This window comes from Lactiplantibacillus paraxiangfangensis, assembly GCF_036246185.1.
Taxonomy (GTDB): Bacteria; Bacillota; Bacilli; order Lactobacillales; family Lactobacillaceae; genus Lactiplantibacillus; species Lactiplantibacillus paraxiangfangensis.
Genome location: NZ_BTPW01000026.1, coordinates 1 through 24071 on the forward strand (window position 1 = coordinate 1; position 24071 = coordinate 24071).

Annotated in this window: 20 protein-coding genes; 2 read left to right on the plus strand and 18 right to left on the minus strand. The window is 44.1% G+C overall.

Annotation, left to right across the window (positions count from 1 at the left end):
* Positions 1 to 660: 660 nt before the first annotated feature.
* Positions 661 to 2769 (minus strand): LTA synthase family protein, encoded by a 2109-nt coding sequence (locus tag AAA939_RS12510; RefSeq protein ID WP_338210005.1) that lies wholly within the window; start codon positions 2767 to 2769, stop codon positions 661 to 663.
* 153 nt (positions 2770 to 2922) lie between these two features.
* Complete coding sequence (locus tag AAA939_RS12515) at positions 2923 to 3159, minus strand: YkuJ family protein (RefSeq protein ID WP_057705276.1); 237 nt, start codon at positions 3157 to 3159, stop codon at positions 2923 to 2925.
* Between the two features lie 190 nt (positions 3160 to 3349).
* Between AAA939_RS12515 and AAA939_RS12520 the strand changes: the two genes are divergently transcribed.
* Complete coding sequence (locus tag AAA939_RS12520; protein WP_338210006.1) at positions 3350 to 4537, plus strand: pyridoxal phosphate-dependent aminotransferase; 1188 nt, start codon at positions 3350 to 3352, stop codon at positions 4535 to 4537.
* A gap of 114 nt (positions 4538 to 4651) precedes the next feature.
* On the opposite strand, the gene AAA939_RS12525 is transcribed toward AAA939_RS12520, so the two are convergent.
* From AAA939_RS12525 to AAA939_RS12555, 7 genes are all read right to left on the minus strand, one after another.
* Positions 4652 to 5830, minus strand: coding sequence for a D-alanyl-D-alanine carboxypeptidase family protein (locus AAA939_RS12525; RefSeq protein WP_338210007.1), 1179 nt, complete (start codon positions 5828 to 5830; stop codon positions 4652 to 4654).
* Positions 5831 to 5986: 156 nt separating this feature from the next.
* Positions 5987 to 7033, minus strand: coding sequence for a lysylphosphatidylglycerol synthase transmembrane domain-containing protein (locus tag AAA939_RS12530; protein WP_338210008.1), 1047 nt, complete (start codon positions 7031 to 7033; stop codon positions 5987 to 5989).
* Between the two features lie 2 nt (positions 7034 to 7035).
* Complete coding sequence (locus tag AAA939_RS12535; protein WP_338210010.1) at positions 7036 to 8058, minus strand: glycosyltransferase family 4 protein; 1023 nt, start codon at positions 8056 to 8058, stop codon at positions 7036 to 7038.
* A gap of 11 nt (positions 8059 to 8069) precedes the next feature.
* Positions 8070 to 9248 carry a glycosyltransferase family 4 protein gene (locus AAA939_RS12540; RefSeq protein WP_338210011.1) on the minus strand — a complete coding sequence of 393 codons (1179 nt, stop codon included), beginning with the start codon at positions 9246 to 9248 and terminating at the stop codon, positions 8070 to 8072.
* Positions 9249 to 10122: 874 nt separating this feature from the next.
* On the minus strand, positions 10123 to 11853 hold the full coding sequence (gene ptsP / locus AAA939_RS12545) for a phosphoenolpyruvate--protein phosphotransferase (protein WP_338210013.1): 1731 nt from the start codon (positions 11851 to 11853) through the stop codon (positions 10123 to 10125).
* Positions 11853 to 12119 (minus strand): phosphocarrier protein HPr, encoded by a 267-nt coding sequence (locus AAA939_RS12550; protein ID WP_057705283.1) that lies wholly within the window; start codon positions 12117 to 12119, stop codon positions 11853 to 11855. The genes ptsP and AAA939_RS12550 overlap by 1 nt, the downstream gene beginning before the upstream one ends.
* Before the next feature lie 148 nt (positions 12120 to 12267).
* Positions 12268 to 12465: a hypothetical protein gene (locus AAA939_RS12555; protein WP_057705284.1), complete on the minus strand. Its 198-nt coding sequence runs from the start codon at positions 12463 to 12465 to the stop codon at positions 12268 to 12270.
* Positions 12466 to 12924: 459 nt separating this feature from the next.
* On the opposite strand from AAA939_RS12555, the gene AAA939_RS12560 reads away from it, so the two are divergent.
* Positions 12925 to 15153, plus strand: a complete 2229-nt coding sequence (locus AAA939_RS12560) for an ATP-dependent Clp protease ATP-binding subunit (protein WP_338230908.1) — start codon at positions 12925 to 12927, stop codon at positions 15151 to 15153.
* 230 nt (positions 15154 to 15383) lie between these two features.
* On the opposite strand, the gene AAA939_RS12565 is transcribed toward AAA939_RS12560, so the two are convergent.
* From AAA939_RS12565 to AAA939_RS12605, 9 genes are all read right to left on the minus strand, one after another.
* On the minus strand, positions 15384 to 15791 hold the full coding sequence (locus tag AAA939_RS12565; RefSeq protein WP_338210019.1) for a protein-export chaperone SecB: 408 nt from the start codon (positions 15789 to 15791) through the stop codon (positions 15384 to 15386).
* A complete protein-coding gene (locus AAA939_RS12570) occupies positions 15791 to 16366 on the minus strand; it encodes a hypothetical protein (protein ID WP_338210021.1) in 576 nt (191 codons plus the stop codon). The genes AAA939_RS12565 and AAA939_RS12570 overlap by 1 nt, the downstream gene beginning before the upstream one ends.
* A gap of 23 nt (positions 16367 to 16389) precedes the next feature.
* Positions 16390 to 16806 carry a hypothetical protein gene (locus AAA939_RS12575; RefSeq protein ID WP_338210023.1) on the minus strand — a complete coding sequence of 139 codons (417 nt, stop codon included), beginning with the start codon at positions 16804 to 16806 and terminating at the stop codon, positions 16390 to 16392.
* A gap of 326 nt (positions 16807 to 17132) precedes the next feature.
* Positions 17133 to 17522 carry a MarR family winged helix-turn-helix transcriptional regulator gene (locus tag AAA939_RS12580; RefSeq protein WP_338210024.1) on the minus strand — a complete coding sequence of 130 codons (390 nt, stop codon included), beginning with the start codon at positions 17520 to 17522 and terminating at the stop codon, positions 17133 to 17135.
* A gap of 346 nt (positions 17523 to 17868) precedes the next feature.
* Positions 17869 to 18834 carry an ABC transporter ATP-binding protein gene (locus AAA939_RS12585; RefSeq protein WP_057705288.1) on the minus strand — a complete coding sequence of 322 codons (966 nt, stop codon included), beginning with the start codon at positions 18832 to 18834 and terminating at the stop codon, positions 17869 to 17871.
* Positions 18835 to 18840: 6 nt separating this feature from the next.
* Positions 18841 to 19920, minus strand: coding sequence for an ABC transporter ATP-binding protein (locus AAA939_RS12590; RefSeq protein ID WP_338210025.1), 1080 nt, complete (start codon positions 19918 to 19920; stop codon positions 18841 to 18843).
* 14 nt (positions 19921 to 19934) lie between these two features.
* Positions 19935 to 20969, minus strand: a complete 1035-nt coding sequence (locus AAA939_RS12595; protein ID WP_338210027.1) for an ABC transporter permease — start codon at positions 20967 to 20969, stop codon at positions 19935 to 19937.
* Positions 20970 to 20972: 3 nt separating this feature from the next.
* Positions 20973 to 21902 (minus strand): oligopeptide ABC transporter permease, encoded by a 930-nt coding sequence (gene opp3b / locus AAA939_RS12600; RefSeq protein WP_057705291.1) that lies wholly within the window; start codon positions 21900 to 21902, stop codon positions 20973 to 20975.
* 143 nt (positions 21903 to 22045) lie between these two features.
* Entirely contained in the window at positions 22046 to 23692 is a 1647-nt protein-coding gene (locus AAA939_RS12605) for a peptide ABC transporter substrate-binding protein (protein WP_338210028.1), read from the minus strand.
* Positions 23693 to 24071: the final 379 nt, after the last annotated feature.

The window sequence follows — 24071 nt, forward strand, 5'->3', positions numbered from 1 at the left end:
TGTTTTCACGAATTGACTTCGCAAATGTTTTTGCTCTTGATACAAGATCAAGAGACCCTACACATTTGATTTGTCGAAACTTTGTTCAGTTTTCAAAGGTCTAAATCGTTAAGTTGATTACCTCAACACAACTATTAAAGTTTATCATCATCAGAAGAACATGTCAACAACTTTTTATAAATTATTTTGAATAAACATTCAATGTAATGGTTCACATCGCTCAGTATATTCATAATAATGAGTATTGTTGCATGCCGTTCTTAACGACAAGAAATATAATATCAATAATCACGACCCGGGTCAAGCATTTTTTATCAATTAATTTCAAAAAGATATCTTCGCTCGGGATTACCGCAACAGACTATATTTTACGGGGTTTCAACTTTAATTACAAGCAAAAATTTCAAGAAGCACTGATTTTTTCCGTACCTCCCGCTTCCTACCCATTTTAACCACTAATTAGATGCAATCATCCCCTAGCTTATTCAGTTCAGTACCTTGCTTGAAGCTTCCTTCAGATTCCGTCGCACGACGAATACCCTTACTCGTGGTTTCGACTACTACGTCGTACAGAACCACCTAGTTATCACTCCACCCATACCCGAGCGCAAAAAAGGACGACCGTGACCAACGTCACAATCGTCCTTTTCCATCTAATACCTATTTAGAACTAGAACTGTCGCTGGAACTATCACTCGAACTAGAATCCGATAGTTCTGGCGCATCGGTCTTGTAGAGGCTCTCAGAGGACTTACCCTTCCGTTTTTCGAGAAGACTGGTCTTCTTCTGCTTTTGAACATCCTTTAATGACTCAAGCGTCTTATTAACCTTATAGCTGTAGTCGGCCTTATTGACCTTCTTAAAGCCCTTCGGTGTATAGAACCGCAGTAAGTCACCCTGAATAACCCGATCAGACAAGGAGAGTTCCGTCGTCACATGATTTTGCATCTGTTTAACGGCATCCTTTTGCTTGGTCGTCATATCATCCAGTTTCTTGCCCGTCTTCGTATCATAAACCGTGCCACCGACCTTCGTGTAGGTTGGCGAGACAAAGTCACCATTTCTAAAGGCGACCGTTTGATTATGCTGCTTAGACAACAGGTCCGTCCCAAATTGGATGTACCCCTTATTCTTGATCCCTAGTAGGTCAAAAATTGTTGGCAAGGCATCGATTTCACCACCATACGTGTGGTTAACGCCACCTTCGATCCCTTCTGAATGAATCATGAACGGTACCTTCTGGAATTGGGCCAAGTCAAAACTCGTGACCGACTTCTTTCCGAGTAACTGCGCAATCGCAGCCCGGTGGTTATTTGAAATCCCGTAGTGGTCCCCATATAAGACAATCATACTGTTCTTATATAGACCGGCCTTCTTCAGGTAACTGATAAATTCTGCAAAGGACTGATCCAGATAGTGCGCTGTTTGCACGTAACCATCCACCGTCGAATCACCAGTCGTCGTTTTATCGATCGTCTGGTTCTGCTTATCCAACGTATATGGATAATGGTTGGTCAACGTGATCAGCTTTGCGTAAAACGGTTGTGGTAACTGTTCGAGATACTTAACCGAGTCTTTGAAGAAAATCTTATCCTTCAAGCCATAGCCAACCGTATAGTTAGCCTTCTCTTTATAGTAGGCAGAATAGAAGAAGTAATTATAGCCCCAAGACTTATAAGCATTATCCCGATTCCAGAAACTTGCAACATCCCCGTGGAACGCTGCCGTCGTATAGCCCTTTTGTGACAAGATTGCGGGCGCTGCCTGGAAGGTGTTAGAAGTCCCGTACTGGGTCATCGCTGATCCAGTTGGTAACCCAAACAATGAGTTTTCCATCATCATTTCGGCATCCGACGTCTTCCCTTGGGCAACTTGGTGATAGAAGTTATCAAAACTAAGTGTGCTCTTATCATGGTAGAACTTGTTTAACGTTGGCGTAACTTCCTTACCGTCAACCTTATAATCAATTAAGAATTGCTGGAAGCTTTCCAAGTGAATCACGAAGACGTTCTTTCCCTTGGCCTTACCAAAGTACTTCACGTTATCTCCGGCCTGGTTCTTCTTCAGGTAGGCGAGCACACTCTTCATGTCGCTGCTACTTGCCTGTGCCCGGGTCGCACTTTCCTTTTCCGTCTGGTAAAAACTATAGCCAGCATAAGTGTTTAAACCCAAATACTTAACGATATAGTTGTTATCAAACGTCCGCGTCAATAAATCTGAGCGGTCGTGTTCGGACATCCCTAAATCCACTGCGAACAACGCGACCCCAATCATGGTCAACGTTGCCGCGTACCGTAGTTTAAACGGCCGCGGATCGATTCGAATTACCTTAAAGACCAACAGTAAAATCAGTAAGACGACATCCGCGTAGACCAGAAAGTCACTGGCGTGGATAATCTGACCCAAACTAGTTCCTAAGTTATTACTTGCCGCACCGGAACTCTTAATGACCCCGGCGGACATAAAGTCTGAAAACTCACGATAATACAAAATATTGGCAAATAACCAGGTCGTTTGTAAAGCGTCGATGATCATAATCAACCAATACTTCAAGCGACCACGGAAGTATAACGCGATTCCTAGGAGCACAATGGCCGTTGGAAATGGATTCAAGAGCAAGATGAACTCTTGAACGGGACCTTTGACCCCCAAGGTAAATTCGGTCTTATACGCGATATACGTCTTTAGCCAAAATAAGACCACGGTCAGAGTATAAAAGCCAAGCGTTGTATTGACCTTCCCAACCGTGTTTTTCAAAAATTTGGGCATGGTAATTCTTCCTCCGTCATTACTATTAACAAATCCATATTATACCGGTTGGCTAGTGGTTAGCAATATCTTGAAGGTTTCTTCAAAAATTCTTCAACATTCAACACGGACATAATATGGATTATCGAAACGCTATCTAAATTGGGGGAAAGCCTAGTTGTCTGTTAATAAATCATATAATTCAATGGCAACTAGGTCGATGTTATCAAATTCAAAAGTTTGGTCTGGCTTGAATTCTTGTAACGTATAGGTCGAAGTTGCGGGATCATAAGCTACTTGCCCGCGTTCTACGCCTTCCTTTTCAAACCGCCGTGACTGTACTTCGGTGGTTTCAGCCGCACGCATGGCTTCTAATCGTTTGAGAATTGCTGATAGTTCAGATTTTTCCATTATACTAATCTCGCTCCTTACGTTTTGTTTTTATTCTAGCAAAAAAACCGAGTAATAACACGCTTTTTAAGCAGAAAGCCTTTTTTCATAGCAAATTTTTACAATTACAATTATACCCCAACTAACTCCCGAGCCGGTGAGAAGTTGTGCTAAAATTAGAACAACTTATAAATTAAAAGGAGCGTCTGCTATGTCTCTATTCCGTAATGATTTAAATGATACGATTAGTCAGATCCAAGTTTCAACGATTCGTCAGTTCGACGAAGAAGTCAGTGCCATCCCTGACATGGTTAAATTAACCCTGGGTGAACCCGATTTTAATACCCCAGAACACGTCAAGGAAGCCGCTAAAAAGGCAATCGATGACAACTGGTCCCATTACACTGGTATGGCCGGTCTACTAGACTTGCGGAAGGCAGCTGCTAACTTCCAAGCTAAGAAATACGGCTTGCACTACGACGCTGAAGACCAGGTTCTTGTAACGGTTGGTGCAACGGAAGCCATTGCAACCGCGTTAACGACTATCTGTAACCCTGGTGACGCCATTATCGTACCGTCACCAATCTTCCCAGCTTACATTCCAATTATCCAAGAAGCCCGGGCTACCCCACTCTTCATGGATACCGGCGTTAATGACTTCGTGATTACGCCTAAGATGGTTGACGACTTCATTGCCGCCCATCCCGAAGCGAACTTCAAGGGAATCATTATGAACTACCCGAATAACCCAACTGGGGTCACTTATGTAGAAGATGAAATCAAAGCCTTGGCGGACTGTTTCAAACGTCATAACTTATGGGTCGTTTCTGACGAAGTGTACAGTGAACTAACTTACGGTAGCACTCACGTTTCCATTGCCCGCTTCATTCCTGATCAAGTTATTTTGATCAACGGCCTATCCAAGTCCCACGCCATGACCGGCTGGCGGATTGGCTTCCTGTTTGCCTCAAAGGAAATGACAGCTCAAATGAAGAAGGTTCACCAGTACTACGTGACGGCCGCGACGACCATTGCGCAAAAGGCTGGGATTGAAGCCCTCACCAACGGTATGGACGACGCGATTCCAATGCGCGAACAGTACCAACAACGGCGTGACTTCGTCTACAAGACAATGGAAGGCTTGGGCTTTAAGATTGCCCGCCCAACCGGTGCCTTTTACATCTTCGCTAAGATTCCCGCTGGCTACGAACAAAACTCCATGGCCTTTTGTAAAGACCTTGCCCGTAAAAATCAGCTCGCAATTATTCCTGGGACTGGTTTCGGTGAACAAGGCGAAGGCTACGTTCGCTTAAGCTACGCGGCTAGCATGGAAAAATTGCAAAAAGCGATGGACCGCTTAACTGCTTATATCCAAAATCCAGCTAATAAAGAAGCTTAAATAATCACTAACTAAACAAGTTTATGTTCAAACTCAAAAAGCCGTTCAGAAATTTTTCTATTTCTGAACGGCTTTTTCTAGTTCTATGGTCGAAACGTGTGCCAAAAAGCTTTTCTATTCCGCGATGGCAAATGCCATATTCAAACGTAACTGGTTTGTTGGCTGTTCACTTGTCGCCCACTGTAATGGCCCTAGCAACGTTTTCGCCGCTGGCGTCTGATAGGCCACGGTATGAGTCTCCCCGGACTGTGGGTCGGTTAAATGAAGCTTCAGCACCGTCGTCTTTGCGCCTAAGTAGTTCGGTTGCGTACGGTGTAACGGCCACGTGGCTTCGCGACGGACCGTATACGGGTGTTTGGTATTCTCCCATAGCTGATTAGCCCCCTTAGCCACGAGGCGAACATACGTTTCTGTCCCGGGAATTCGGTACTTAATCGACTTTGGCGCCACGTTTTGGTACCGCTCGCTGTCCTTTAACATCATCCGCAAATTATTATTAGCCGTAAACTTCCAAGCAGCTCCTAGCGTCGTGGCAACCATCCGGCGTCCATTCTGTTTAAAGGTTGCCACTAAGCAAGCCCCCGCCTGGTTCGTATACCCCGTTTTCAACCCATCAGCGGGCACCCGCGGGTCATAAAATTTCTGGCCTTTAATAATTTGGACAGAAGTTGGGACAGTATACTTATGAATCTTGACCTTACTTTGATCCGCCGTGGTAATGACATCCGGGAACTCGTTGATCAGGTGCCGGGCAATCGTTGTAATCGCGCGTGCTGAAACCATGTTTTGTGCCTGTTCATCCGTTCCCTTTAAGTTCAGGTGGTAAGTCGTTAAATCAGTATTATCTAGTCCCGACGCACTCACAAAATTGGCCGCGATGTGCCAGCGTTTAGCCTGCGCATTCATCATTGCAATGAACTTAGCGTTGCTCCCGGCAACGTACTCGCCCAGCGCAATCGCCCCACTGTTCGATGAACCAACTAGGGTTGCTTCGAACAATTCCTTTACCGTAAAGTGTTCCTTAGCTGGCATCGGCATAACCGATAACGTCGCACTAGTAGCCATTTTGCGAACTTCTTTTTGAATTGGCACCTGGTCATCCCATTTGATTTGACCCTTTTTCAAAGCCTGCTCGACCAAATAAAGGGTCATTAGCTTACTCAATGACGCAATTGGCAACTTTTCATCCGCATTTTGTGCGTACACGGCCTGACCGGACTTTGCATCAATAATGTAGGCCGCCTTGACCTTATCCGCTTTATTACTAGCTGCTTGGGCTGTTTGACTGGACATTTTCCAGCCGCCTACCATCGCACACAGAACCATCAAGCCCCAAACTAGATGTCGTTTGCTTATCTTCAACATAAAACCTTCCCATCCTAAATTTCCCCAAAATACACGTGGGACAGTAGGCAGCGCTAACCGCTGAGCACTACTGTCCCACTATTTTTAATTTTTATTAGTAACTTCTTGATCAATCGGTATTTCCTCGGCCTTCTCCGGACGCATCGCCATGGCGAACATCCCTAAAAACAGCCCTAGGTAGTACGTCAAGATCCGCCAAATCAACATGGCTAAAATCAACTTACTGTGGCTCGGAATAAACTTCGCAAATAACTCGGTAAAGCCAAATTCCGCACCCCCAGCACCACCTGGAATTGGAAACAGCGACGTGACTAAGAAAATCAAGACGTTCAAACTCGTGACCATGATAACGTTAATCCCATGGTACCCCATTGCGCGCATGATAAAGTATGGGATCAAGTAATAGAACAACAGCTGGAAGAAAGTGAGCACACTAACTTCTAGTAACATGCGCCAATCCTTGGTCATGCGTAAACTTTCTTCGTAGAACGAATCGATTTTTTCATTAATGTTGTCCTGAAACTTTGCAAACCGGTCCGCCTTCATGAACCACCCCACGGGGATCAGCACGATTTTGACCGCCCGCTTCGTAAAGTTATACCAGTACATCACCAGTAGTAGCCCGACAATTACGGCAAAGTGAATTAAGAAACCTAGTAACACGTACAGTGATAAGTAACTTAATTTTTCAGCCAAATAGTGAAACCCAATGAGCATCGCAAATAGGAAATTAAGCACGACCATCGCCTGAAAGACGACGAACTTCATCAAAGCGACCGAACTCGCCCGCCCAGCGTCGATACCCGATTGCGCCATCACAAAGATTTGCGCAGGCTGCCCACCGGATGAAAATGGCGTGATCCCGTTAAATAATTGCTCCGCTAAGGGCACCCGCAACGCACTTCGAAATGAATAGTTCCGGTAACGGTGTCGAACAAACTTTTGCAATACAACGGCTTCTAAGCCAAAGTACAGGCCGATACAGCCTAAAGCGACTAACAGCCACCACCAATTTAACGTGACAATATCATTCATCAAATGGCTTAACTTTACGTTCCGTAGCGAGTACCAGGAGATCCCGACACCCAGCGCAACCATCGCCAGTAGGGACCAGATGTTTTTTCTTGTCATGGCTACCCCTCTTTTGCTTGTTGTAGATAAAAGTCATGCCAAATTTTGGCTAGGCGTTCCTCCGAATAATCTTGAGACGCTAAAACGGCTTTGTCGTGTAAAAATTTCATGCCGGCCGGATTGTTTCGTAACTGGTCAATCTGCTTTTGCATATCGTCGACATCGGTCGCTGACTGATAATAGCCGTCAATAATGGCCCGGTAAAGATCTAAATCCCGCAACAACACGGGGGTCCCGCAACTGAAAGCTTCTAAGACTGACATTGGGAACAACTCGTTATACGACGGCAATAAAAACAAATCCGCCATATTATAGTAGTCAACCAATTTTTCACGGTCAACGATTCCCGGAAATGACAAGTTCGCCGGTGGGTTATCCACGACCTGCTTTAAGTCCTGGTACCCGTCCGTGATCCGGCCGAATGAAAAGCCCCCGGCCCATACGAATTGAATGTCCGGGTTCCGTTTAGCCAACTTAATAAAATCCGGTACCCCTTTACGGTCTTGAATCTGGCCCGTGCCAAGAATCATGAACTTATCTTGGTCATAACCGTATTGCTGGCGTAACTTTAACTGCTTGGATTTAGTCATTTCGTAAAACTCACGCTTACTAACAAAGTTCGGGATATAAGTCACGTCCGCCCGTTTGATATGGTAAGCTTCGAGTTTTGGAATAAAGGTCGGATTAACGACAACGATGTGGTCCATCCGCTTGTAAAAGGAAATCAGGTAACGATTAAAAATCGCTTGAAACGGTCGTGGTAACTTCAAGCTACCTTCCAGCGTCTCTGGCAGAAAATGCACATAACCAATCTTTCGACCGCGGTTCGGCATGAACGTAGAGAGGTAAAACATTGGATTGACCGTGTGGTAGTGTGAAATCACAGAACGACCGTACCGGTTAACTTTAATGTTAAATTCGTCCTGCCAGTGTGTCTGTAGCAACCGCATCAACTCCTGATACGCGCTGCCGACCCCCTGACCCTTGACTGAGTCAGCTTTCGAAAACATGGTAATGTTTAGCATAATTTGTCCCCTTAATTGCTGATGTTGGCCGACTTATCAGAACTTTCAGAATAAGCCAACTGAACATCCTGATAGTAATTGATGACCTGCTTGCCAAAATACTCGGCAGAAATCTGATACAATTTCTTTTGCCGCGGTTTCGGGTCATCAAAAGTGTGTGGATGCTGTAAATACCGCACGACGTCCTTAATCAAGTGCGCCTCATCGGTAAACGTCGTCCCCAATGACGGATCGTCTAGTAACTGATCCGTATATGGTCCGGACGCAACGACGGTTTTGAGTCCCGCCGCCACAGCTTCAATGTACGTCAAGCCTTGTGACTCTGAGTGTGATGCGGAAACGAACAGGTCAGCCATCTGGTATAAATTGTAAACTTCATCGTTATCAATTTCCCCAGTAAACTGAACGTGCTCACTTAAGTTGGCATCCTTCACTTGATTTTCCAGCGTTTCTCTGGCTGGGCCATCCCCAACGATTAATAATTGCGCCGTTGGGACCTGCTCAATAATGGCTGGTAACGCCGCGATAACCTCATGAATGTTCTTCTCATACGCCAAACGACTCAACGAGAGTAAAACTGGTGTATCAGGCGCATACCCTAACTTTTTGCGGTAATCCGCTGTCGGGGCCTGCTCATACTGATTAATGTCGATCCCAGTTGGAATGATTCGAATTGGGGCCTTCACGCCGTAACCTTTCAAGGTCTTGGAAACCCGGTGGCTCGGTGCCACAATGCCATTCAAATGGTAACAATAGGCCCGGGTCGCTTCTTTAACGTGGTACGGTTTCAGTAATTTGCCATTCGCAATGTAGTGTAGATAGTCTTCATACATGGTGTGGTACGTATGCACACATGGGATTTTAAGTTGTTTAGCGACAAATTTTCCAATCATGCCCATCGAAAACTCAGTCTGGGTATGGACGATGTCTAAGCCAAGGTCTTTGGCGACCTGATAAGCTTTGAAAAGTCCGCGTACGGCGATTCGGCGGTCCGTAAACGAAACGAATGGAATGCTAGTAAATCGAAAAATATTACGTTCATAAATATTCTTATCAACATGGGGGTCCGTAGTCGTAAAGATGTAAACTTGATGACCAGCCCGCTCGAGTTGATTACGTAATACCTTGATCGACGTTGCGACCCCACTCACCTGTGGATAGTATGTATCTGTAAATATCCCGATGTTCACGTAGATTCTCCCCTTAATTACCGTTGATTTTGGAATTCATCCATCAAACCAACGTTGCTTCAAGCAAGTCAATCTGCTTGAGCCATGACGATTGCGCTTCAATGCTTAATTATAACAATTATATTGGTTCGATATCAGAGTTGCAAATAATCTTAATATAAATTAAGGGTTCGTAACAGTCCTATGATATTTCTTAGAATAATTGAAGGTTAAACAGTCTAAAACTGCCACCAGCATCAAAACAGTAATGAGCGTTATCCGCTCCGTCGGACAGCCTTGGGTGCTACGGGAGACGGCTCCAGCCATACTTCGGTCTGGAACCTCGATTCAAAGCCGATAACCCACGTCTTTGAATCGCTCCGCAAGATTGGCAGATAAGAAACATCTGCCAATCTTGCCGACACAGCACCCAAGGCTGTCCGACTCCACTCAAAGTTGCCTTACGATTGTTGCCATTGTCTGATAATCGAAGGTTGCCACTCATGGCAGATTCATCATGGACAACCTCCAGTTATACTGAAGGTTGCTGTCAAACTTGACTAGATTGTTTTAAAACAATTTCAGCGTAGCCGGCAGAACCAGCGGGCCGTGTCGGCACTGTTAGCTGGCGCTTTTTTGCCAGGTTACAGTGCGGGTCGACTTGAAAGACTCGTCCTTTGAGGCTTTCAAGCGAGGCGGAAGACCGTTCTCTGTCTGTAGCCGACCCCATGGCCCACTGATTCTGCCGGCGAAGCGCCGAAAATTACTGGATTTTTAGCAATAAGCAGTGCCATGATAGTGATTGGACTAGTCCTAGCACTTTCAATCTTTAGTGAGAATACTAAAAAGGGCTCAACGGTGATAGAACACCATTGAGCCCTTTAATTAATGTTAATTATTTGTTGAAGACGTTCTTTTCAACTAATTCCTTAACTTCTTCGTTAGTGACACATTCGTTAATGGCTTTGTCAGCTAACTTAGCCATTTCCTTAGTATCAATCTTCTTCATCAAGGAACGCGTCTTAAGAACGGAGGTTGAACTCATTGAGAATTCATCCAAACCTAAGCCCATTAATAATGGTACCGCGATTTGGTCCCCAGCAACTTCACCACACATACCAGTGAAGCGGCCGTTAGCGTGGGCAGCGTCAATAACGTGCTTGATCAAACGTAACAACGATGGGTTGTATGGTTGATACAAGTACGAAACGTGTTCGTTACCACGGTCCGCAGCGAATGAGTATTGAATCAAGTCGTTGGTCCCAATACTAAAGAAGTCAACTTCCTTAGCAAATTGGTCAGCCAAGATGGCAGCGGCTGGAATTTCAATCATGATACCAAGTTTGATATCATCAGCGACCGGTGTCCCGGCCTTAACCAACTTCGCCTTTTCTTCTTCAAAAATACTCTTAGCTTGACGGAATTCGTCCAAGGTTGCGATCATTGGGAACATAATCCGCAATTGACCGTAATGTGACGCACGTAACAAGGCCCGTAATTGGGTCCGGAAAATGTCGTCACGATCAAGTGAAATCCGGATAGCACGGTAACCCAAGAATGGGTTCATTTCATCAGGAAGTGGCAAGTATGGTAAATGCTTGTCCCCACCGATATCCATGGTCCGAACAATCACTGGTTTGCCCTTCATCCCTTCGACAACCTTCTTGTAGGCTTCGAATTGGGTATCTTCGTCAGGTAATTCTGGACTATTCATGTACAAGAATTCTGACCGGAACAAACCAATTGCTTCAGAGCCCGCGTCTAAGACACCGTCCATATCGTCAGGGGTCCCAATGTTTGAAGCTAATTCGAAGTGTTTGCCGTCTTTAGAAACGGTTGCTTCGTTCTTTAACTTCGCCCATTCAGCTTTTTGGGCAACGAAATCTTTAGCTTGTTGTTGGTAGTCTTTGATTTCAGCATCGGTTGGCTTTAATAAAGCAGAACCATTGATACCATCTAAGACCAGCGTATCGCCAGCCTTGATATCAGTGGTGGCCGTTTCAGAACCAACTACCGCTGGAATTTCAAGGGTTCGTGACATGATAGCGGAATGACTTGTCCGACCACCAATGTCAGTAATGAACCCTTTGACGTACTTACGGTCAAGTTGAGCCGTATCACTAGGGGTCAAGTCGTGAGCAACCACGATCACTTCTGAGTTGATCAAAGCTGGACTTGGTAAGGTTACCCCTAACAAGTGACTCAAGACCCGCTTAGTCACGTCGCGAATGTCGCCAGCACGTTCCTGCATATATGCATTATCCGTCATTGCTTCGAACATTGAAATGAAAGTATCAGTAACTTCCTTCAACGCTTCTTCGGCATTGACTTTATCATCCTTGATCTTACCTTCAATTTGTCCCAACATTTCAGGGTCAGATAAAATCGTGATATGAGCTTCAAAAACTTCCGCTTCTTCTTCGCCCAAGTTTTCTACCGCTTTGTCTTTGATGACTTTTAATTCGGCCTTGGAAGCATCAAAAGCGTCATGTAACCGTTTGACTTCGGCTTCAGTATTAGCAACCGTTGTCTTTTCGAATGACAAATCTGGATCAACTAGCATATAGGCCTTAGCAATTGCAATACCATCACTGGCAGCAATTCCTTTTAGTACCTTTTCAGCCATTATTCAGATAAGCCTTCTTTCTTCATAGTTTCAGCTAATGCTGCGATGGCGTCGGCTTCGTCGGCACCTTCAGCAGAAATAGTCACGTCGGCGTCTTTACCAACACCAAGTGACATAACGCCCATGATGGACTTTAAGTTAACTGACTTGTCTTGGTACTGCAACGTAATTTCTGAATTGAACTTACTTGCTGATTGTACCAATAAGGTTGCGGGACGTGCGTGGATACCTGTGTCTGCGATTACGTGAAATTCTTTCTTTTCCATAACTATTCGATCTCCTTCAAAGATGTAGAGTTTAAAATTGGCCCGAGTCAATTCGAGTTGCCGCCAACACGTGTACTCAAGAGCCCTTACTAATGATGATAGCAATTATCTAAATAAAATACAAGCCCTTTCATTCAAGCTAATCCTATTATTTAGATGGCTTGTCATCACTCTCAAAATGGTAAATAACTTGTCCGTCTAGGCCTGCCATGCCGATAATCCGTTTACGGTATTCATAATTCATATAGGCATCATGAAATACCATGAAGTTTTCGGGCTCAACACTAAACGACTCGCGCTGCCCAGTTCGTAAATCTTCCATCAACTGCGTATAATCCGTTGCCAAAAAATTCGCCTCCCTCAGTTATCAGCTATTTTCCTAAATTAACCGCCTAGCGGAGCTAACCCATGCCGCGTCGTGACCCGTGTCCCCTAGCCTAACATCAAGACTGGTCAGTCCTTTGACATGCAAAAATAACACTTTGTACTATAATATAGTCAGATAACGCAAGAACGTCTTTTCTGACTAGGTTTTTAATATACAACGAATCCCCTAGTGAGACAAGATATCCGTTGCAGTCATCAAGATTTCGGAAATAATTGAATCAGATTAAGGTGGCATTATTCTACTCGCGTTGCAACGTCAGCGTCCTGTTTTGAAGCTGAGACTTTTAACTTGCAACGGTCAGTAAAATCGCTATACTAATAGTCAAAGGTCAACAAAGGTCAAACAGTCTTTGAACCTTTAACTATAATCCTAATCGATTTAGTTATATTTCTGATGCGAAAGGTGTGTGACAGCATAATGCTTTGTGACAATTGCCATAAGAACGAAGCGACGATTCATCTTTATACGAACGTCAACGGTCAGCGGCGACAAATCAACCTTTGTCAAAATTGCTATCAACTGCTAAAGAATCAGGAACAGCAACCAAATAACGGAGTTGGAGGTACTGATATGGCACAAGATCCATTTGGTTTTGGTGGACTTGACGATATCTTCCGTGCAATGCAAGGTGGCGGCGTCAATCCTGACGAAGCCTACCGGCAACAGCAACAGACCCCACCGACCCAACCAGCTGGTCCTAATGGCGGCAATCGCCGTGGTAATAACAACGGCGGCGGCCTCCTCGGTCAATACGGCTATAACTTGACGGCTCAAGCCAAGCAAGGCAAGATTGACCCGGTCATTGGTCGGGATAACGAAATCAACCGCGTCATCGAAATTTTAAACCGGCGGACTAAGAATAACCCGGTTTTAATTGGTGAAGCTGGGGTTGGTAAAACGGCGGTCGTGGAAGGCTTAGCACAGAAGATTGTTTCTGGTCAAGTTCCGCAAAAACTGTTAAATAAAGAAATTATTCGTTTAGACGTCGCTTCCCTAGTTCAAGGAACTGGGATCCGTGGTCAATTCGAACAGCGGATGCAACAATTAATGAAGGAAGTTCAATCGAACCCGAACATCGTCCTCTTCATTGACGAAATCCATGAAATCATGGGTGCCGGCAATGCTGAAGGCGGGATGGACGCTGGTAACGTCTTAAAGCCAGCGTTAGCTCGTGGCGATTTCCAATTAGTTGGTGCAACTACCTTAAATGAATATCGCGACATCGAAAAAGACGCTGCCCTTGCCCGCCGGTTCCAACCGGTTACGGTCAATGAACCTAGCGTCGAAGAATCCGTTAAAATTTTACAAGGGATTCAAAAGAAATACGAAGACTACCATCACGTTAGCTACACAGTCGATGCGATCGTAGCGGCCGTTAAATTATCGAACCGCTACATTCAAGACCGGTTCTTACCTGACAAAGCCATCGACTTACTCGATGAAGCTGGTTCACGTAAAAACTTGACCTTGAAGACGGTCGATCCTAAGACGATTCAAGAAAAAATCGATGCAGCTGAGCAGCAAAAGCAGGACGCCTTGAAGAAGGAAGACTACGAAAAAGCCGCTTACTACCGTGACCAAGTTGCTAAGTTGGAAAAAGCTAAGCCAGATGAAGATGGCGATAAGCAATCAGCTGACACCGCAACGGTAACGGTCAAAGATATGGAACAAATCGTCGAAGAAAAGACCAACATCCCCGTTGGCGACTTACAGGCCAAGGAACAAGCTCAAATGAAGACCTTAGCGCCTGACCTTGAAAGTCACGTCATTGGACAGGACAAGGCCGTTGAAGCCGTTGCTCGTGCCATTCGGCGTAACCGGATTGGTTTGAACGGGACTGGTCGTCCAATCGGCTCATTCATGTTTGTCGGTCCAACCGGGGTTGGTAAGACGGAATTGGCTAAGCAATTAGCTGAAGAACTCTTTGGCTCGGAAGATGCGATGATTCGCTTTGACATGAGTGAATACATGGAACCACATTCAGTGGCTAAATTGATTGGTTCACCGCCTGGCTATGTCGGTTATGAAGAAGCCGGTCAGTTGACTGAACAAGTTCGGCGTCACCCATACAGCTTAATCCTGTTGGATGAAATCGAAAAAGCCCACCCGGACGTCATGCACATGTTCTTGCAAATCTTGGACGATGGTCGTTTGACTGATTCACAAGGTCGGACCGTCAGTTTCAAAGATACCATCATCATCATGACTTCTAACGCGGGTACTGGCGATACTGGTGAAGCTAACGTCGGCTTTGGCGCGGCTGCCGAGGGTAAGACCCACGACATCACTAGTCGCTTGACCGATTACTTCAAGCCAGAATTTCTAAACCGTTTCGATGACATTATCCAATTCAACGCCCTTTCTAAGGAAAACTTGATGAAGATCGTGGCATTGATGATCGATGACGTCAACAAGATGTTGGCTAACCAAGGCCTTCACGTTCACGTTACCGAACCGGTCGAAGAAAAGCTTGTTGACTTAGGTTACAATCCACAAATGGGTGCTCGGCCGTTACGGCGGGTCATCCAGGAACAGATAGAAGACCGCATTGCGGACTTCTATCTCGACCACAGTGATGCTAAAAACATGGTTGCAAAAGTTGAAGACGGTAAGATCGTCCTCGCAGCGGAAACTAAAGAAGACTAAATTTTATAAGCGTGTGCCAGGCAGTCATGTGCTGTCGCACACCCCGAAAAATGAAAACAACGACCACTAACCTTTTGATGATAAGCTATCATTGAAGGATTAGTGGTCGTCGTTTTGTCTCAAACTCTGAAAAGAAGTCTGAGACAAAATTCAAAACCCGTTCAGAAGGATCAAACATTTCTGAACGGGTTTTCCTATTGTTATGATTGAAACGTATGACTAAAGTCAATTTATTTCTGTTTTTTCAATTCTTCACTCACATTAATTGTAGGCAATAAGAACCCTGGATACTCGTTAGAAGCCATAGTCAAATTTGAAATGATCGTCCGCACGTACGGGTATAAAATAGCCACTGCATTTTGCTTAATAAAGGTCGTAAGTCCAAAATCATCTTTATCATCATCTGGAACATATTCAAATTTCCCCTGTAATGCGACAACAGCTTCAAAAGGTAGCTTTGTATTTTCTAATGACCCTACAGATACTTTCAAATCAACTAAAATAAAGCCATCCTGTATTTCATCGCTTTCATAAAAACTCGGTTTCAACGTGATTTGTTTATTGGCTTTGTTAAATTTTAAATTTTTCTGGTAGTTGATTTCTTTGACAATATAATTTTTAAATTTTAAAGCACTCATTAGGCCGCCTCACTTATTGACAATTTTTTTGACTTCAAAGACAAACTGTAACCATCATCTGTCTCATTGCTGTAATTCAATCCCGTATCCCAAGCCAATTCAGTTTCTAAGGAGATTTCGCTCGCTATTTCCTTCATTTCATCAGGTTTATGCAACTCAGGTAGCCTTTTATGAACATCAAAATAATCGCTTAACATTCTCAAAATATTTTCTTGTTGGGGAGTTTGTACCCGTAGATTATTTGTCAGCTGTGATAAGGTCGAAAGACCGAGATTTGTATAATCTGAAAAACTACGTAAAGTATGGCCCGATAAATCTATCAATTCTTTTATTTGCTCTGGAGATAGGTAGCCTTTAACTTGTCTGTATGCAATAAAATCTCGCCTGTTATTAGCAGTAGGATCATCAAAGTCCGACCATAATTCGCCTTCCTCATCCTTCCAATAATAATGCATCACGTACAAGTCATTGCGGTCTTTTACTCGAACTTTTTTCAGTTTGCCCACACCGGTATACCATTCTTCACTTTCGTACTCTTCATTATAGAATTTCTTTCTTGCATTCACTTTAATCAAAAAAACACCCCCACTAGATCAAATCACTGAAACGGAAAACGCAATGGTCTTTCGGCTTCATGAATCGAAATCCACATCACCCTGCCACTGGGTCTATCTTGAAACTTTAAATAACATTCGATTTCAAAAATCTTTAGGCCAAAAATCCATACATCCCCAGGAATATGACGGCGACTTGCATCTGGGAATGGCCCTGAACTGTAGTCTATCCATGACAAATTATTGAAAATCTCGTCGAAAATTTTCTCATAGATTTCTTCGCCAGCGATACCTATAGTTGACGCAAATTCTTCGTTTTTCTCTCGATGACTGACACGCCATGTCCGTCGTCTAGCTTTGATAGTATTTACAATATCACGTGCGTCATCCTCACTAATCATGACACCAAAAACCACCTTAATATGATTTTCAATTGTAATTATAGCATGCTTGTTTTCCACAGAAAACACTTCTGGCTCAATTCAAGCAAACAAGTTAAAAAACCGAAATTCTGTAACATATTAAAAATAGTGGCAATTTAGCATTACATCAAGAAACCGCACTTATTCGACACAAAATGTGCCATATTCCTTAACACCAATCTTAAAAGACGTATACTACTTTAATTACATCGACCTTACTATTCTAGTCATCCGTGAGCTTCGTCGCCGGTGTTGGCTTAGATAATTATTATCATTTCAAAGTTAATAACTAATGTAAAAAGGACTTTACGTAACGGCCATCGTCGTTACGTAAAGTCCTTTTTGAATTCCTACCCTACCGCTAATTAAACTTGCAGGGTGTTCAGTCGATCCGCTAAATTTTGCGCGGGCTTGGTTGAAAGCGATGCTTCTAATTGGTTATCAACCTTTTTCATCCACTCGTCACCCTTCGACGTTAACGTCAAGACCCGTAGTCGGCGATCATGTTGAAGTGGCTCACTACTTAACCAGCCATTGTCAATCAGGGTACCGATGTTTTGGGCCAAAGAAGCTTTGGCAACCGTCAAGGCAGTCGCGACTTCTCCGATTTGGACACCCGGGTGCTCCTGAACGTAAACTAGGATTCGTAGTTCATTGAGCTTTAGCCCGGTCGTCGTTGCCCACCTACTGGTCAAGCGCTTTAAATCCCGTTCTAAATGCATAATGTCTAACACGTAGCTAATTGGTTGTTGCATACGAATACATCCTTTCTATCAATATTGTTGAGAGTTTTTAGCAAATGATTCGTTTCGGTCCGTTTGTCGTCTTCAGCAAACAGTACAGATACGGTCCATAGTTAAAAATGGTGTTACCGTTGGCCATTTAACGACTAACTAAATCAATTATTTAAACAAAACATTTTGCCGGTTTATCAGCACAATTAATAAATTCAGCTAATAAATTTATTATCACACAATAACAATGTTTATACAATTAACTTTTACCACTGGTCGGCATTTAGTTTAAATAATTTTACCTAAGGCTGAGAAATCAAAAAAATACGCCGTTCAGCTAAATTACTGAACAGCGTATTTGATAAAGTTATTCTGAGAATTCCGTCACTAATCCAGCATCAATCGCACGCTGGGTGTACATTGCAACTTCATCTTCACTGGCACGAACAAAGTGGCCTGGTGCAATTTCAACCATGCGACGCTTCTTATCGTCCTTTTCCCGTGATTCATCGTAAGCAACCTGTTTCCGGTTCCGTTCAAATTCTGGATCTGGAACGGGAACCGCAGAAATCAAGCTCTTAGTGTAAGCGTGCAACGGGTGATTGTAAACTTCATCCGCTGGGCCGATTTCCAAAATCTTCCCGTAGTGCATAACACCAATACGGTCACTGATGTACTTAACCATCGACAAATCATGCGCGATGAATAGGTAAGTCAAGTTCTGCTTAACTTGTAATTCCTTCATCAAGTTAACCACTTGGGCTTGAATGGAAACGTCCAAGGCGGAGATGGGTTCGTCGGCAATGATAAACCGTGGTTCCACGGCCAATGCCCGAGCAATCCCAATCCGTTGCCGTTGCCCACCGGAGAATTCATGCGGGTACCGACTGGAATGGTCCTTGTTCAACCCAACCGTTTCAAGTAAGTCTTCGACCTGCTTGGTCCGGTCAGCATCATCCTTGGCCAAACCGTGAATATCGATTCCTTCGGCCACAATATCTTTGACCTTCATCCGGGGATTTAGCGATGCATAGGGATCTTGGAAAATCATTTGAATTTCACGCCGAAATTCATGCATTTCCTTTTTGGTATGCAACTTAGAAACATCCTTACCGTTGAAGATAATTGTGCCGTCAGTTGGTTCATACAAATGGATAATCGAACGGCCCGTCGTCGTCTTACCGGAACCAGATTCACCAACTAGCCCAAACGTTTCACCTTCATAAATATCAAAGGAGACATCGTCAACGGCCCGGACTTCATCTTTTTTACCAACATTAAAGTATTGCTTTAAATGTTGGACCTCTAGAATTTTTTTACGTTCATCAGGCATATGCTCTTACTCCTTTGATGCGGTGTGCGCAAACGGTGCTTCTGGTTTCTGCATCTCCGCGAACTTCTTTTGTCGCCGCACGATTTCAGCAGGCGGTGTCACTTTCGGTGCGTCTGGATGCAATAACCAGGTCGCCGCGTAGTGGGTATCAGACACCTTAAAGAACGGTGGCTGCTGTTCAGTGTCAATCTTCATCGCATAATCACTCCGGGCAGCGAACGCGTCCCCTGTCGGTGGATCAAGTAAATCAGGTGGTGTCCCTGGAATGGCCCGCAATGAGCCACTAGCCGTGTCCAAGGTCGGCATTGAGTTTAGTAGACCCCAAGTATATGGATGTTGTGGGTTGAAAAAGATTTCATCAACCGTCCCGTATTCCACGATCTTCCCAGCATACATTACTGCGACCCGGTCAGCCATTCCGGCAACCACGCCCAAGTCATGGGTGATAAAGATAATCGAGGTATCGATTCGGTTTTGTAAGTCCTTCATCAGGTCCAAAATTTGAGCTTGAATCGTCACGTCCAACGCAGTGGTTGGTTCGTCAGCAATCAAGACTTCTGGGTAGCAGACCAGCGCAATCGCAATCACGATCCGTTGGCGCATCCCACCTGAAAATTGATAAGGATAATCGTTGATCCGGGCTTCCGGATCAGTAATCCCAACCAGTTTTAACATTTCCAAAGCTTGAGCAATGGCTTCTTTTTTCTTTAATCCCTTATGCTTCATCAACGGTTCGGCAATTTGCATCCCAATCCGCATCGTCGGGTCCAAGGACGTCATCGGGTCTTGGAAGATCATTGCGATATCTTTCCCCCGAATATGCTGCATGTCCTTTTCAGACTTTTTAATAATGTCTTCACCGTGAAACATAATGGAGCCTTTTTTAATGACCGCGTTAGGCGCTAACAGTCCCATTAATGACCGGGTCGTTACGGATTTACCGGAACCCGATTCACCAACGATGGCTAAGGTTTCACCTTTACGTAAATCAAAACTGACATCACGGATGGCTTTAACTTCCCCCGCGTAAGTGTGGAAATCAATTTCCAAGTTCCGTACTTCAATCACATTTTCTGGATTTTCCATTATTTTCCACCCTCCTATCGTTTTGACTTCGGATCAAACGCATCACGCATCCCATCACCGAGTAAGTTGAATGCTAACATCAAGATAATCAAGACGATGGCTGGATACCACATTTGATAAGGTAAGAATTGGAAGTTCTTTTGCCCATCAGAGATCAACGTCCCTAATGAAGCTTGTGGTGAACTGATCCCAATCCCAATATAACTCAAGAACGCTTCGAAGAAGATCGCACTTGGAATCGTGAACATCGTTTGAATGATGATGACACTCGATAAGTTTGGTAACAAGTGTTTCCACGCAATTTTTGGTGCTGATTCGCCCAGTGTCCGGGCAGCTAAAATAAAGTCTTGGTTTTTCAATTGTAACGTTTGGGCACGCGTCAAACGGGCCATGGTGGTCCAACCCGTGATGGCAATGGCTGCAATGATAGAAGCCATCCCCGTCTTAGTAAAGGCTGTCGCCATTAAGACCATGACAACCAATTGTGGGATGGACGAGAGGATTTCGATCACACGTTGCATGAACAAATCGACTCGCCCACCTTTCCAACCGGAGAGTATCCCGAACCCGACCCCAATGGTCAAGTCAATCAAGGTGGCAATCAACGCAATTTCTAGTGAGATTCTCGTCCCGTACATGATCCGGGCCAATAAATCCCGACCAAGGTAGTCCGTTCCTAAAATGTAATGAACGTCCTTACCGGCACCAGCAGCGGCGTACGCATCCACGTCTTTACCGGATTGATTCAAATGCCCGTTTAGGCCGTGAAGCCCAACACCCGGAATCTTAGGTGGTAAGTTAGCATACTTTGGTTCCTGCGCGTTCGGGTCATGGTGATAGACGGCTTGACCCCCAAAGGCAATCAAGAACATCAATACTAAGACGATAAAACTGGTAAACGCGGTTTTATTAGATTTCAAACGACGCCAAACGTCTTGACCGAAAGTCAGGGACGGTGCCGCAATGCGTTCATTGTCGGGACCGGCTGTTTTATCCAACGGCTCGAAGTCGCCGGGTTTGATTTCGATATCTTTTAGATTATCTGCCATTAACTAGTCCCCATTTCCACTTAGACGAATCCGCGGATCGATAATTCCGTAGACGATGTCGGTTAATAATAGTAGTAAGCAAAGTAGTGCTGAATAGAAGATCGTCACACCCATGATCGTTGGGTAGTCATTCACAAGAATTGATTTAACAAATTGTTCCCCGATACCAGGAACGGAGAAGATGTTTTCAACAACCATTGACCCGGTCATAAGGGCCGCAGCCAGTGGTCCAATCAACGTAACCATTGGAATTAAACTGTTCCGCAACGCATGGTGATAAACGATGCCAAATTTAGAAAGTCCCTTGGCCTTGGCTAACTCAATGTAGTCCGAGCTAAGCACGTCGACCATGTCGGTCCGAATAAACCGGGCCGTTTCGGCTAACGGACTCGCCGCCAACGCTAAAGTTGGTAGGATCGTGTAAGCGAACCCTTCCCAACCAGCAACTGGGAACCAGCCGGTCTTAAGACCTAAGTAATATTGCAATAGGATTGCCAAAACGAAACTTGGTACCGCAATTCCTAAAATCGATAGGATGGTTGCTAAGCGGTCGGCCCAAGTATCTTTCCGAATCGCACCAATTGCCCCCAAAATAATTCCGAGGATGATCCCAACAACCAGAGCTTGACCCCCTAATTGCATAGATGGTCCCATCCGGCTACCAATCAAGTAGCTAACGGCTTGATCAGAGAATTGGAAGGATAGCCCTAAACTACCTTTAAAGATTCCCCCAATGTAGATGAAGTATTGTAACCAGACCGGCTTATCTAACCCGTATTGGGCTAAAATAGCTGCTTTTTCAGTAGCGGTCAGCTTGGCTTCATTTTGGAGCGGCGTCCCGGGCATTAATTTCATCAAGAAGAACGTGACAGTTGCCACAATGAATAATGTCAGGAACAAGTAAAATATCCGCTTTAAGAGATATTTTCTCATTAGAATTCCTCGCATTCTATTAAATTAGCCTTAAAATTTATAACAGCTTTGATTATAAAACAAAATGGTAAGGATTAACAATGTGTCAATCCTTACCCCTTTGTTTCACATTCGTGCAGTTAAAGCACACACATTATGATTCGTTATTTGACGGACATGTACTTCATATTGTAGTTCGTACCCGCCGTGTTGTAGATGATCCCCTTGACGTTCGTCCGAGTTAAAGTAGCGTTCGCTTGTTGATAAACTGGAATGATTGCTTGATCGTTCATCAACTGTTTCTCAGCGGCAACCATGTCAGCCCAACGTGCGGATGGATTCGTTGAATCGCTACCTTCAGCCTTCTTGATAGCTGCATCGTAAGCGGCACTCTTGTATTTCCCGTTGTTGTAAGAGTTATCAGACGTGAAGAGTGATAAGAAGGAAATTGGGTCAGTAAAGTCAGCGTTCCAAGCAGAGAGTACGGTGTCGAAGTTCCCATTTTGTGACCGTGACAAACGCGTCTTGAATGGCACGTTTTGGTTCGAAACAGTCAATCCTGGTAATTTCTGCCATGCACCCTGAATAAATTCAGTTGACTTCTTGGCCTTATCCGTATCATCAGAAAGGAGTTTGATGTTCAGCTTAGATTCGCCGATTTCTTTCATCCCTTCTTTGAATAAGGTCTTAGCCTTGGCTTGGTTGTAGCTAACTGCGCTGGCAACGTAAGCGTCATCGACGAAGTCCTTACCCGTCTTAGGATTCTTTGCTAAGTCTTGTGAAACGTAACCCTTAGCAACCGTTGAGCCATCCCCTAAGGTCGTGTTGACGTATTGTTTCCGGTTGATGGCTAATGATAAAGCTTCGCGAATCTTTTGGTTCTTGAATGCTTTAGCAACCTTGGCATCACTGTCAGCACGGTTCAATTCGAGGTAGAACGTGCCGGCCGTCTTCCGAACTAAGTAGTTCTTGTTCGTCTTGTAGTTCTTAACTTGTTCGCTAGATAACGTGGTGAAATCCACTTTATTAGAGTTAAACAAGTTCAGCCCCGTTGATTGATCCTTGACCACTTGATAGTTGATGGTATCCATCTTAACGGCTTTCTTATCCCAGTAATCGTTGTTCTTCTTTAACTTCCAAGATAAGTTGGTCCCGGTCCAGTCAGTCATCTTGTAAGGGCCGTTGTAGACCATTGATGAACTGTTCGTCCCGTACTTAGAACCGTACTTCTTAACCGCACTTTCATTTTGTGGGTAGAAGTTGATGAAGCCCATCAATTTCTTGAAGTAAGCAATTGGTTTATCCAGCGTTACAACTACCTTGTAATCGCCGTCAGCTTTAATCCCCAATGAGGAAATTGGCTTCTTACCATTGACGATTTGATCAGCGTTCTTAATCCCTGAATATAAGTATGCGTATTGTGACGCAGTCTTTGGATTAACGGTCCGTTGCCAGCCATAAACGAAATCTTTGGCGGTAACCTTGTCGCCGTTACTCCACTTTGCGTTCTTCCGTAAAGTGAACGTATATGTCTTACCACCATTAGTAATCTTAGTGGCTTTAGCAATTCCGGGTGTAATCGAACCGTTCTTCCCAATCCGGTATAACCCTTCGTTAGTGTTGTTCAGCATATCTGAACTAACAACGTCGGTTGACTTCGAAATGTCCATCGTTGGTAATTCGGCTGATTCTGTCCAATTAGCCGTATTCTTAGCGCTGGTCGATGATGATGACTTCGATCCACAAGCTGCCAAGAATAGGAGTGATGCGCCAGCAACGGCGGAGACTTTTGCAACTGTCTTTAAATTCATAAAACCCCAACCCTTCTAACCTAATTTAGTGTGTGTGCTTTTCCCTTGAAAAGTTAAAGTTATTGTATATTATAAATAAATTAAAATCAATGCTAAATTCTAATTTTTATCATTATTTCGTCATAATTAATTTACTGATTCAATTTATTTGTAATTATTACAGTCAATAGAATTGCTCGCAAACAGCTAAACATCAGTATTTTCAGGCTATAAAATTTTCTGAGGCTGAATTCTAAGCAGTCCGTTCTTTTTTCTTAATAAATAATCACATTACCCAAAAATCGACCTAAAAATGCGGTTTCAGTGTTAGTTAAAACAGCCAAAAATGGGCAAATAAAAAAGAATGCCGATTTATTTTCAGCATTCTCTTATTAATAAA

Excerpts from the sequence above, each read along its gene's own strand:
- AAA939_RS12510 (WP_338210005.1), bottom strand. The coding sequence starts at position 2,769 with ATGCCCAAATTTTTGAAAAACACGGTTGGGAAGGTCAATACAACGCTT.
- AAA939_RS12515 (WP_057705276.1), bottom strand. The coding sequence starts at position 3,159 with ATGGAAAAATCTGAACTATCAGCAATTCTCAAACGATTAGAAGCCATG.
- AAA939_RS12520 (WP_338210006.1), top strand. The coding sequence starts at position 3,350 with ATGTCTCTATTCCGTAATGATTTAAATGATACGATTAGTCAGATCCAA.
- AAA939_RS12525 (WP_338210007.1), bottom strand. The coding sequence starts at position 5,830 with ATGTCCAGTCAAACAGCCCAAGCAGCTAGTAATAAAGCGGATAAGGTC.
- AAA939_RS12530 (WP_338210008.1), bottom strand. The coding sequence starts at position 7,033 with ATGACAAGAAAAAACATCTGGTCCCTACTGGCGATGGTTGCGCTGGGT.
- AAA939_RS12535 (WP_338210010.1), bottom strand. The coding sequence starts at position 8,058 with ATGCTAAACATTACCATGTTTTCGAAAGCTGACTCAGTCAAGGGTCAG.
- ptsP (WP_338210013.1), bottom strand. The coding sequence starts at position 11,853 with ATGGCTGAAAAGGTACTAAAAGGAATTGCTGCCAGTGATGGTATTGCA.
- AAA939_RS12550 (WP_057705283.1), bottom strand. The coding sequence starts at position 12,119 with ATGGAAAAGAAAGAATTTCACGTAATCGCAGACACAGGTATCCACGCA.
- AAA939_RS12560 (WP_338230908.1), top strand. The coding sequence starts at position 12,925 with ATGCTTTGTGACAATTGCCATAAGAACGAAGCGACGATTCATCTTTAT.
- AAA939_RS12565 (WP_338210019.1), bottom strand. The coding sequence starts at position 15,791 with ATGAGTGCTTTAAAATTTAAAAATTATATTGTCAAAGAAATCAACTAC.
- AAA939_RS12580 (WP_338210024.1), bottom strand. The coding sequence starts at position 17,522 with ATGCAACAACCAATTAGCTACGTGTTAGACATTATGCATTTAGAACGG.
- AAA939_RS12585 (WP_057705288.1), bottom strand. The coding sequence starts at position 18,834 with ATGCCTGATGAACGTAAAAAAATTCTAGAGGTCCAACATTTAAAGCAA.
- AAA939_RS12590 (WP_338210025.1), bottom strand. The coding sequence starts at position 19,920 with ATGGAAAATCCAGAAAATGTGATTGAAGTACGGAACTTGGAAATTGAT.
- AAA939_RS12595 (WP_338210027.1), bottom strand. The coding sequence starts at position 20,969 with ATGGCAGATAATCTAAAAGATATCGAAATCAAACCCGGCGACTTCGAG.
- opp3b (WP_057705291.1), bottom strand. The coding sequence starts at position 21,902 with ATGAGAAAATATCTCTTAAAGCGGATATTTTACTTGTTCCTGACATTA.
- AAA939_RS12605 (WP_338210028.1), bottom strand. The coding sequence starts at position 23,692 with ATGAATTTAAAGACAGTTGCAAAAGTCTCCGCCGTTGCTGGCGCATCA.